Source organism: Actinotalea sp. (assembly GCF_035443605.1).
Lineage (GTDB): Bacteria > Actinomycetota > Actinomycetes > Actinomycetales > Cellulomonadaceae > Actinotalea.
The window spans coordinates 1-9,909 of record NZ_DAORSQ010000092.1 but is presented as its reverse complement, the minus strand read 5'-3'; the positions used below and the strand labels follow the sequence as shown (position 1 = coordinate 9,909).

The window sequence follows — 9,909 nt, the reverse complement described above, 5'->3', positions numbered from 1 at the left end:
CCCAGCGCACGTCGCCCGTGGCCAGCACCTCGTCCCAGCGGTTCCACAGCGACGGCGCCACCTCGTAGTGCTGGTCGCCGGACAGCGGCTTGGGGTCGATGACCAGCCACGGCGCGCGGTCGGCGGCCAGGACGTTCTCGTCGTGCAGGTCGGTGTGCAGCAGCGTCCCGTCGGTGGCCGGGTCGGCCGTGAAGGCTCGCCCGAGCGCCACGGCGTGCGCGACGAGACGGTGCGGCAGCGCGGCGTCGGGCGGCAGGGCGGCCAGCCGGTCGGTCCAGGCGGCCACGCGCCGCGACAGCGGGGTGAGCTGGGGCGGCGCGGGGTGACGCAGGCGGGTGAGCAGGTCCCCGACCACCTCGCACGCCTCGACGTCGTCGAGCGCGGTGAGGTCGGTGGGCCCGAGGCGCTCGAGCAGCAGGGCCCAGCGGTGCGGGTCCGCGCGGAGCAGACGCACGGCGCCCTCCCCGTGCCAGTGCTGCAGCGCGAGGTGCTCGAGGGTCGCCTCGTCGTGCGGCCAGGTGACCTTGAGGGCCGCGGGCTCGCCATCGGCCGTGCGGACCGGGACCACGAGGGCGCACCGCCCGTGGAGCGCGGCGCCGTCGGGCACGAGGGACCAGTCGCCGAGCAGGTCCTCGACGCGGCGCGGCAGCGCGTCGAGCCACGGCAGCCACGTCGGGTCGCGGTCCGGCAGGGCGAGCAGGCCGGCCGGGACCCGGATCACGGCGCGTCCAGCAGGGCCGGCGCGGGTGGTGGGGCCGGTCGGCCCGGCGTCGGGCTCGCCGGGAACCGGAACGTGGGGCCCGCGTCGTGCCCCACCTCCACCGTGTCGCCGCCCTCCGCCGCGTCACTCCCCTCCTCCGCGTCACTCACCTCCTCCGCGTCACTCACCTCCTCGATGAGCCCGTCCGCCACGAGGCCGGCGATCACGCGCGCGCGGTCCTGCTCCGACGGCCAACCGGTGGCGAATGCCGCCGCCACGGCCGCGGCCGGCACCGCGCCGTCGGCCGCGCGCAGGGTGGCCATGACCAGGCCCCGCGCCTGCCGGTCCGTGCCGTGCCACGCCTGGCGGCGGCGCCCGTCCGCGAGGGCGTCGGGCGGCATGCCCGCGGCCCGCCAGGCGCACTGCCGCTCGACGGGGCAGGACTCGCAGCGCGGCGCCCGCGCGGTGCAGACCAGGGCGCCGAGCTCCATCACCGCGGCGTTCCAGCGCGTGGCCGTCACATCGTCGTCGGGCACCACCCGGCCGGCGCGGGCGAGCTCGACCGCTGTCAGGTGCGGGGCGGGCAGGGCGGCCGCGTCGACCGCGCGGGCCAGGACGCGCCGCACGTTGGTGTCCACGACGACGGCGCGGCGTCCGTGCGCGAAGGCCATGACGGCCGCTGCCGTGTAGGTGCCCACGCCCGGAAGCGCGAGCAGCGCGGCCTCGTCGGTCGGCAGCACGCCGTCGTGCCGATCGACGACGACGACCGCGCACTGCTGCAGCCGCAGCGCCCGGCGCGGGTAGCCCAGACGACCCCATGCCCGCAGCACGTCGGCGGTGGGCGCCGCAGCCAGGGCGGCCGGACCGGGCCACCGCTCCAGCCACGCGCGCCAGGCCGGCTCGACGCGCACCACCGGCGTCTGCTGGAGCATCACCTCGCTGACCAGCACACCCCACGCGGTGCGGTCGGGCGCGCGCCACGGCAGGTCACGGCCGTGCGCGTCGAACCAGGCGACGACGGGCTCGACCAGGGCGTGCGGCACCCGACGATGATGCCCGACGCCCTCCCGATCGGGCGGGCTCAGAGCCAGCGGCGCCGGCGGAACATCGCGAGCATCCCGCCCGCCACCGCGAGGCTGACCACCCAGAACGCGGGGTAGGCCCACCGCTGCTCCAGCTCCGGCAGGTAGTGGAAGTTCATCCCGTACACGCCCGCGAGGAACGTCAGCGGGATGAAGACGGTCGAGATGACCGTCAGCACCCGGATCACCTCGTTGAGCCGGAACGACACGGCCGAGCGGTAGGACTCGACGAGGTCGCCCGCGCGCTCGCGGTACGCCTCGTTGATCTCGATCACCTGGACGACGTGGTCGTACAGGTCGTGCAGGTAGACCTTGGTCGCATCGCTCATGCACTCGTGCGGGTCGCGCTGCAGGGCCCCGACCACCTCGCGCATCGGCCAGATGCTCCAGCGCAGGAGCGCGAACTGCCGCTTGACGTCCTGGATCATCGTCAGCAGCGAGGGGTCGACATGCTCGACGACGGCGTTCTCCAGCCGGTCCAGGTGCCCGTCGAAGTGGTCGATGATCGGGAAGCACGCGTCGACGACGGCGTCGAGCAGCGAGTAGGTGAGGAAGGACGCGTCGTCCGCCCGCAGCCGCGAGCCCGGGACGGTGAGCCGGTGGTGCACGGGGTCGAAGACCCCCGTGGCGGTGCTCTGGAAGGTGAGCACCGTGGTGTGACCCAGGAAGATCGACACGGGTGCGCTGCGCAGCCGGCCCTCGCGCAGGTGCAGGGCGCGTGTGCTGATGAACAGGCGGGCGTTGAGGTTGCTGCCCGCGCCGCCGTAGGCGTCGATCTTGGGCCGCTGGGAGTGGCTGAGCAGGTCCTCGAGGGCCAGCGGGTGCAGCTCGTACTTGGCGGCGAGGGCGTGGATCGCGTCGAGGTCGGCGAACCCGACGACGTCGATCCAGCGCACGGCCGACCACGCCGGACGGTGCTGCTCGAGGAAGGTCGCGAGGTCGCCGACGCGCTGCTCGTGGACGTCGGCAGCCGAGTAGTCGACGCAGGTGACCGTGGTCTCGCCCGCGGCGACGTCGCCAGCAGCCTGCATCGCGTGACCTCCCCGTCGTGACCCCGTGACCCCGAGCGCCGCAGCCGACGCTACGCCATGGACGCCTCCCGGCACGGGCCCGACCGTCCTTCGGCGCGGCAGCGTCGCGGCCCGGCGACCCCGTCGTAGCGTGACCGACGGAGGTGTCGTCGATGAGCACAGTGCTGCACCCGGTCGGACCGCAGTCGCCCCGGGTCTACTGGATCCGGCGGGCGGCCGTGCTCATCGCGCTGGCCGTGGTCGGGACGCTGCTCGGGATCGGCTGGTGGGCGTTGTTCGGGCGCGGCGGTCCGGACGAGGCCGCGGCGACGGGTGAGGACGGGGCGGCCGTCGAGGCACCGGCGGACGAGGGCGACGCCGGGGCGACCGACGACGGGGCGACGGACGACGGCGAGGCCCCGGCCGAGGACCCGAGCGGCCCGGTCGCGTGCGCCCCGGCCGACCTCACGGTGACCCTGACGGCCGACGGACGCGCCTTCCCCGCCGGCACGTCCCCGACCTTCGCGCTCGCGGTGACCAACACCGGTGCGACGAGCTGCACGCTCGACGCGAACGAGGCGAACCGCGAGGTCCTCATCACCTCGGGCGCCGACCGGATCTGGTCCTCGCTCGACTGCCTCGCCGCACCCGCGGAGGCCCTGCAGCTGCTCGAGGCCGGCGGGCGCTACGACGCGACGATCGCGTGGGCCCGGGTGCGCTCGGCCGAGGGCTGCCCCGCGGACCTCGCGGAGCCTCGGCCCGGCACGTACACCGCTGTGGCCACGATCCTCGGCGCCACGAGCGCGACGGCGGTCTTCGACCTCGGGTGATCGCACGCGGTCGGGACGTCGCGCCCGGTCTCAGACGTAGCGCGCGGTCTCAGACGTAACGCTCGAGGATGCTGGACTCCGCCAGCCGGGACAGCCCCTCGCGCACAGCGCGGGCGCGCTGCTCGCCCACGCCGTCGACCGTCATGAGCTCGTCGATGCTCGCGGCGAGCAGCTTCTGCAGGCCGCCGAAGTGGCCGACCAGCCGGTCGACGATCGCGCCGGGCAGGCGCGGGACCTTGGACAGCAGCCGGTAGCCCCGCGGGCCGACGGCGCCGTCGAGCGAGTCGTCGACGGCCGCGAGGCCGAGGATCCGGGCGATGTGCACGAGGTCGAGCAGCTCGTTGGCGTCCATGAGCGCCAGGGCGTCCTGCACCTCGTCCTGGCTGCGCCCGGCGCGGCTGGCCTCGACGTAGTCGCGGATGACCAGCTGGCGGTCCGAGCTCACGCCGCCGACGAGCTCGTCGAGCTGCAGCGCCATGAGGCGACCGTCGGTGCCGAGCTCGACGACGTAGCCGGCGATCTCCTCGGAGATGCGGCGCACCATCTCCAGACGCTGGACCACCGCCGCGACGTCGCGCACGGTGACGAGGTCCTCGATCTCCAGCGCCGAGAGGGTGCCGCTGACCTCGTCGAGGCGCGACTTGTACCGCTCGAGGGTGGCCAGGGCCTGGTTGGCGCGGGACTGGATGACGTCGGAGCCCTCGAGCACGTACCGCGACCCGCCCACGTACAGCGCGATGATCTGCATCGACTGGCTCACGGAGACGACGGGGAACCCGGACTGCTTGGCGACGCGCTCGGCGGTGCGGTGCCGGGTGCCCGACTCGGTGGTCTCGATGGTCGGGTCCGGCAGCAGCTGGACGGCGGCCCGCATGATGCGCGTCGCATCCCGGTCGACGACGATCGCGCCGTCCATCTTGGCGAGCTCGCGCAGTCGGGTGGACGAGAAGCCGACGTCGAGCGAGAAGCCGCCCGAGCACATCGACTCGACGACCTTGTCGTGGCCCAGGACGATGAGCGCTCCCGTGCGGCCGCGCAGGATGCGCTCCAACCCGTCCCGCAGGGGTGTCCCGGGGGCGACGGCGGCAAGGGTGGAGCGCAGCAGCTCGTCGACGGTGCGCTCGGTGGTGACCACGGCCGAATCCTACGGGAGCGGGCGGTCGCGGTCGGGGACGCGTGCCTCGTGGGCCAGCCCCAACGCGTGCGCCAGGTCCCTCGCCTGGAGCAGCGCGAGCCCGTCCGGCACCTCGCCGGGCTCGACGGAGCCCTCGGGCACCACGGCGCGCGTGAAGCCCAGCCGCCGGGCCTCCCCCAGCCGCCGGGCCAGGCCCACGACGGGCCGCAGCTCACCGGCCAGGCCGACCTCGCCGAACGCGACGAGGTGGTCGGCGAGCGGCAGGTCGGCCGTCCCGCTGGCGATCGCCAGGGCGATCCCGAGGTCGGCCGCCGGCTCGACCACGCGCGCACCCCCGACCGTCGAGACGTACACGTCCCGGTCGGCGAGCGGCACGCCCGCGCGCCGCTGGAGCACCGCGAGGACCATCGCGAGACGGCTGGCCTCCACACCGCTCGTGGTGCGGCGCGGGTTGGTGAGGAGGCTGGGGACCACGAGCGCCTGGACCTCGACGGCGAGCGGCCGCCGGCCCTCGAGCGTCACCGTGACGCAGGTCCCGGCGACCTGCCGGTGGGTCTGGGAGAGGAAGAGCCCGCTCGGGTCCGGCAGCTCGACGATCCCGTTCTCGTTGAGGTCGAAGCAGCCGACCTCGTCCGTGGGGCCGTAGCGGTTCTTGGTCGCCCTGACCATCCGCAGCCGCGAGTGCCGCTCGCCCTCGAACGAGCACACCACGTCGACGAGGTGCTCGAGGGTGCGCGGCCCCGCGACCGAGCCGTCCTTGGTGACGTGCCCGACGAGCAGCGCCGGGATGTCCCGCTCCTTGGCCGCGGCGATGAGGGCCGCGGCGACCTCGCGGACCTGGCTCACGCCGCCCGGCGCGCCGTCGACGAGCGACGAGGCGATGGTCTGGACGGAGTCGACGACGAGCATCGTCGGGTTCTCGGCCTCGAGGTGTCCCAGGACGGTGCCGAGGTCCGTCTCGGCGGCGAGCAGCAGCCCGGGGGCGACGGCACCGATCCGCTCGGCGCGCAGCCGGACCTGACCGGCGGACTCCTCGCCCGTCACGTAGAGCACCCGCGCCCCGGGCACCCGCCCGAGCCTGCCGGCGACGTCGAGCAGCAGGGTGGACTTGCCGACGCCGGGCTCCCCGGCGAGCAGGACGACCGCCCCGGGGACCAGGCCCCCGCCGAGCACGCGGTCCAGCTCACCCACGCCGGTGGGGCGGGCACGGGCCGGCTCGACGTCGATGTCGCCGATCGGCCGGGCCGGCGTGCGCGCCGGGGACGTGGCCACGGTGCGGGGGCCGCCACCGGCGGCGATGTCCTCGACCACGGTGCCCCAGGCCTGGCACTCGCCGCACCGGCCGGCCCACTTGGCGGCCGTCCAGCCGCACTCGGAGCACGTGTAGCCGGGGCGCGCGGCGCGGGCCGGCGTGCGCGCGCCCCGGTTGCCGCGGGCGGGAAGGGTGGTCACGGGGGAACGGTAGCCGGGTGGTCCGACAGCGCGCGCACCCCGGCTAGCGTTGCCCCGTGCCCAACGACGCCGCACCCGCCCAGCCCGCACCCGGAGCCGACGCGCCCGCCCGCATCGCCCACGCCTGGCCCACCCACGGCCTGTCCTTCGGCGCGGACTACAACCCCGAGCAGTGGCCGGAGGACGTCTGGCTCGAGGACATGGCGCTCATGCGCGAGGCCGGGGTGAACCTCGTCTCCGTCGGCATCTTCTCCTGGGGGCTGCTCGAGCCCGAGGAGGGCGTCTACGACTTCGGCTGGCTCGACCGCGTGCTCGACCTGCTGCACGAGCACGGGATCGGCGTGGACCTCGCCACGCCGAGCGCCGCGCCGCCCGTGTGGCTGCACCGGGCGCACCCGGAGATCCTGCCGGTGACGGCGGACGGGCGCCGCTACACCCAGGGGAGCCGCGAGACCTGGTGCCCCAGCTCCCCGGTGGTGCGCGCGCACGCGACCCGGATGGCCCGCGTCCTCGCCGAGCGCTACGGCACCCACCCCGCCGTGCGCATGTGGCACGTGTCCAACGAGCTCGCGTGCCACAACGGCCGCTGCTACTGCGACGTGTCGGCCGCGGCGTTCCGCGACTGGCTCCGCGCGCGGTACGCCTCGGTCGACGAGCTCAACGACGCGTGGGGGACGGCCTTCTGGGGCCAGCACCACACCTCGTTCGACCAGGTGCTCCCGCCGCGGATGACGACGACGACCGGCAACCCCGGCCAGCAGCTGGACTTCGACCGGTTCACCTCGGACGAGTTCGTCACGCACCTGCGCGCCGAGGCCGACGTGCTCCACGAGGTCACCCCGCACCTGCCCGTCACGACGAACTACATGGTCATCGGGCCGTTCAACGCCATCGACTACGCCGCGATGACCCCCCACCTCGACCTCGTCGCCAACGACCACTACCTGTGGTCGCAGGACCCGGAGGCCTGGGCGGACCTCGCGTTCAGCGCCGACCGCACGCGCGGTCTGGCGCAGGGCGGGCCGTGGCTGCTCATGGAGCACTCGACGAGCGCCGTGAACTGGCAGGGACGCAACCTCGCCAAGGGGCCGGGGGAGATGCTGCGCAACTCCCTCGCGCACGTGGCGCGCGGAGCCGACGGCGTCCTGTTCTTCCAGTGGCGGGCCGCACGCGCCGGCGCCGAGACGTTCCACTCGGCGATGGTGCCGCACGCCGGTCCCGACTCCGCGCTGTTCCGCGACGTCGTCGCGCTGGGTGCGACGATCGGCCGGCTGGCCGAGGTGCACGGCAGCGTCGTCGAGCCGGCACAGGTCGCCCTGCTGTGGGACACGCAGGCGTGGTGGGCCGCGGAGCGCGGAGCGCACCCGACGTCCGACCTCCGCTACCTCGACCAGGCCCAGCGACTGCACCGGGCGCTGCTCGACGCGGGCGTCGCCGTGGACGTGCTGCCCGTCGGCGCGCCGCTCGACGCGTACCGCGTGGTGCTCGTCCCGACCCTCTACCTCGCGAGCGACGACACCGCGGCCCGGGTGGCCGCCGTCGTCGAGCGCGGGGGGCACGTGCTCGTCACGTACTTCTCCGGCATCGTCGACGAGGCGGACCGGATGCGCCTCGGCGGCTACCCCGGGGCGTTCCGCGACCTGCTGGGCGTGCGGGTCGAGGAGTTCGCGCCGCTCGGCGAGGGCGGCGCGGTGAGCCTGTCCGACGGTGCGACGGGCCATGTGTGGACCGAGCGGATGACCGTCCCGGACGCGCAGGTCGTGGCCACCTACGTCGACGGCCCGTCCGCCGGCGGGCCAGCCGTGACACGGCGCACGGCGCCCGACGGCGGCACGGCCTGGTACGTCTCGACGCGGCTGGACCCCGCGGCGACCGCCCGGCTGCTCGACGACGTGCTCGCCACGGCGGGCGTGCGACCCGTCGCCGCGACGGTGCCGGGCGTCGAGGTGGTGCGCCGCGTGGGCGACGGCACGTCGTGGCTCTTCGCGATCAACCACACGGCGCGCGACGTCGTCCTGCCGGTGGGGGGGACCGACCTCGTCACGGGCGGGGAGCACGCCGAGACGACGGTCGTCCCGGCCCACGGCGTCGTCGTGCTGCGCGAGGTGACGAAGGGCTGACGGCAGAGGTCGCCGGAGGGTGCAGGATCGCCCTCATGGGGTCGCACACCGCACCGGTCATCCGGGTCGAGGGGCTGCGCGTGGTCCGTGGGACGGGCCACCGGGGCGTCACCGTCATCGAGGGCATGCACCTGTCCGTGCCCGCCGGGCAGGTGGTCGGCCTGCTCGGGCCGAGCGGCAGCGGCAAGACGACGCTCATGCGAGCGCTCGTCGGCATCCAGGACAGCGTGACCGGGACGGTCGAGGTGCTCGGCATGCCGGCCGGGCACCCGGACCTGCGGCGTCGCGTCGGGTACGTCACCCAGGCGCCGTCGGTCTACACGGACCTCTCCGTGGTGGAGAACCTGCGGTACTTCGCGCGGCTGCTCTCGGCAGGCGAGGACGACGTCGCCCGGAGCCTTGCCGCCGTCGACCTCACGCGCCTGGCCGACCGGCGGGTGGGGGTGCTCTCGGGCGGCGAGCTGTCCCGGGCCTCCCTCGCGGTGGCGCTGCTGGCCTCGCCGGACCTGCTGGTGCTCGACGAGCCGACCGTCGGGCTGGACCCCGTGCTGCGCCGCGACCTGTGGGACCTCTTCGCGGCGCTGGCCGCTGACGGCACCTCCCTGCTGGTCTCCAGCCACGTCATGGACGAGGCGCTGCGCTGCGACCGCCTCGTGCTGCTGCGTGACGGCCGGGTCCTCGCCGACGCGACCGTCGCGGAGCTGCTCACGACCACCGGGGCCCCCGATGTCGAGGCCGCCTTCCTTGCGCTGGTCGAGGGCATCGCGCAGGGCCCGGCCGACGGTCGCGGCACGGACGGCGGCGGCGTGGGCGATCGCGGCGCCGGTGAGGGGAGCGCGCGATGAGGCTCACCGTCGCCACCGCGGGTCGCGTGCTGCGCCAGATCCGCAACGACCCGCGCACCATCGCCCTGCTCATCGGGCTGCCGTGCCTCATCGTCGGGCTCATCGCCTGGATGTTCGACGGGACGCCCGTCCTGGACCAGTTCGGCCCGCTGCTGCTCGGCCTCTTCCCGCTCATCGTGATGTTCCTCGTGACGAGCGTTGCCACGCTGCGCGAGCGGCAGTCCGGCACCCTCGAGCGGCTCATGACCACGCCGGTGACGCGTGGTTCCGTGGTGCTCGGGTACGCGCTGGCGTTCGGCGCGGTCGCCGTGGTGCAGGCGCTCGTGCTCACCGCCTTCGCCGTCGGGGTGTGCGGCATGCGGGTGGCCGGCGCGCTGTGGGTCGTGGTGCTCGTCGCCCTCCTGGACGCGGTGCTGGGCACGGCCCTCGGCCTCGCGGCGTCCGCCGTCGCGCGCACCGAGTTCCAGGCCGTGCAGATGATGCCGGTGATCATCTTCCCGCAGCTCGTCACGGGTGGGCTGCTCATGCCGCGTGACGAGATGCCGGCTGTCCTCGAGGCGGTCTCGCGCGTCATGCCGCTGACGTACGGCATGGAGGCGCTGCAGGAGCTCGCTCGCGGCGGCGGCTTCGCCGACGTCCGGGGCGCGATCGGGGTGATCGTGCTGTTCATCGTCGGCGCCCTCGTGCTCGGTGCGACGACGCTGCGCCGCCGCACCCCCTGAGTCGCGGTGGCCC

Annotated in this window: 9 protein-coding genes; 4 read left to right on the top strand and 5 right to left on the bottom strand. The window is 74.8% G+C overall.

Going from position 1 to position 9,909, the window contains the following annotated elements:
* The 3 genes from PKY62_RS10375 to corA form a co-directional block, all read right to left on the bottom strand.
* A partial coding sequence (locus PKY62_RS10375) for an aminoglycoside phosphotransferase family protein (RefSeq protein ID WP_324536647.1) occupies nt 1–721 on the bottom strand: 721 nt, incomplete at its 3' end.
* On the bottom strand, nt 718–1,743 hold the full coding sequence (locus tag PKY62_RS10370; protein ID WP_324536645.1) for an HhH-GPD family protein: 1,026 nt from the start codon (nt 1,741–1,743) through the stop codon (nt 718–720). The genes PKY62_RS10375 and PKY62_RS10370, both read right to left, overlap by 4 nt.
* A gap of 38 nt (nt 1,744–1,781) precedes the next feature.
* The gene (gene corA, locus PKY62_RS10365; protein WP_324536643.1) at nt 1,782–2,813 is read right to left on the bottom strand and encodes a magnesium/cobalt transporter CorA; all 1,032 of its coding nucleotides are present in this window, start codon (nt 2,811–2,813) and stop codon (nt 1,782–1,784) included.
* A gap of 152 nt (nt 2,814–2,965) precedes the next feature.
* Here corA and PKY62_RS10360 point away from each other — a divergent pair, with 152 nt between their 5' ends.
* Entirely contained in the window at nt 2,966–3,622 is a 657-nt protein-coding gene (locus tag PKY62_RS10360; protein ID WP_324536641.1) for a hypothetical protein, read from the top strand.
* Between the two features lie 49 nt (nt 3,623–3,671).
* Here the strand turns inward: PKY62_RS10360 and disA are convergent, their stop codons facing one another.
* A complete protein-coding gene (disA, locus tag PKY62_RS10355; protein ID WP_324536639.1) occupies nt 3,672–4,757 on the bottom strand; it encodes a DNA integrity scanning diadenylate cyclase DisA in 1,086 nt (361 codons plus the stop codon).
* 9 nt (nt 4,758–4,766) lie between these two features.
* A complete protein-coding gene (radA, locus tag PKY62_RS10350; protein WP_324536637.1) occupies nt 4,767–6,209 on the bottom strand; it encodes a DNA repair protein RadA in 1,443 nt (480 codons plus the stop codon).
* Between the two features lie 56 nt (nt 6,210–6,265).
* Between radA and PKY62_RS10345 the strand changes: the two genes are divergently transcribed.
* From PKY62_RS10345 to PKY62_RS10335, 3 genes are read left to right on the top strand one after another with little or no spacing between them, the layout of a single operon-like run.
* Complete coding sequence (locus PKY62_RS10345; protein ID WP_324536635.1) at nt 6,266–8,329, top strand: beta-galactosidase; 2,064 nt, start codon at nt 6,266–6,268, stop codon at nt 8,327–8,329.
* Nucleotides 8,330–8,364: 35 nt separating this feature from the next.
* Nucleotides 8,365–9,174, top strand: coding sequence for an ABC transporter ATP-binding protein (locus PKY62_RS10340; protein WP_324536633.1), 810 nt, complete (start codon nt 8,365–8,367; stop codon nt 9,172–9,174).
* Complete coding sequence (locus PKY62_RS10335; RefSeq protein WP_324536631.1) at nt 9,171–9,896, top strand: ABC transporter permease; 726 nt, start codon at nt 9,171–9,173, stop codon at nt 9,894–9,896. Before PKY62_RS10340 ends, PKY62_RS10335 begins: the two co-directional genes overlap by 4 nt.
* Nucleotides 9,897–9,909: the final 13 nt, after the last annotated feature.

Excerpts from the sequence above, each read along its gene's own strand:
- corA (WP_324536643.1), bottom strand. The coding sequence starts at position 2,813 with ATGCAGGCTGCTGGCGACGTCGCCGCGGGCGAGACCACGGTCACCTGC.
- PKY62_RS10360 (WP_324536641.1), top strand. The coding sequence starts at position 2,966 with ATGAGCACAGTGCTGCACCCGGTCGGACCGCAGTCGCCCCGGGTCTAC.
- PKY62_RS10340 (WP_324536633.1), top strand. The coding sequence starts at position 8,365 with ATGGGGTCGCACACCGCACCGGTCATCCGGGTCGAGGGGCTGCGCGTG.
- PKY62_RS10335 (WP_324536631.1), top strand. The coding sequence starts at position 9,171 with ATGAGGCTCACCGTCGCCACCGCGGGTCGCGTGCTGCGCCAGATCCGC.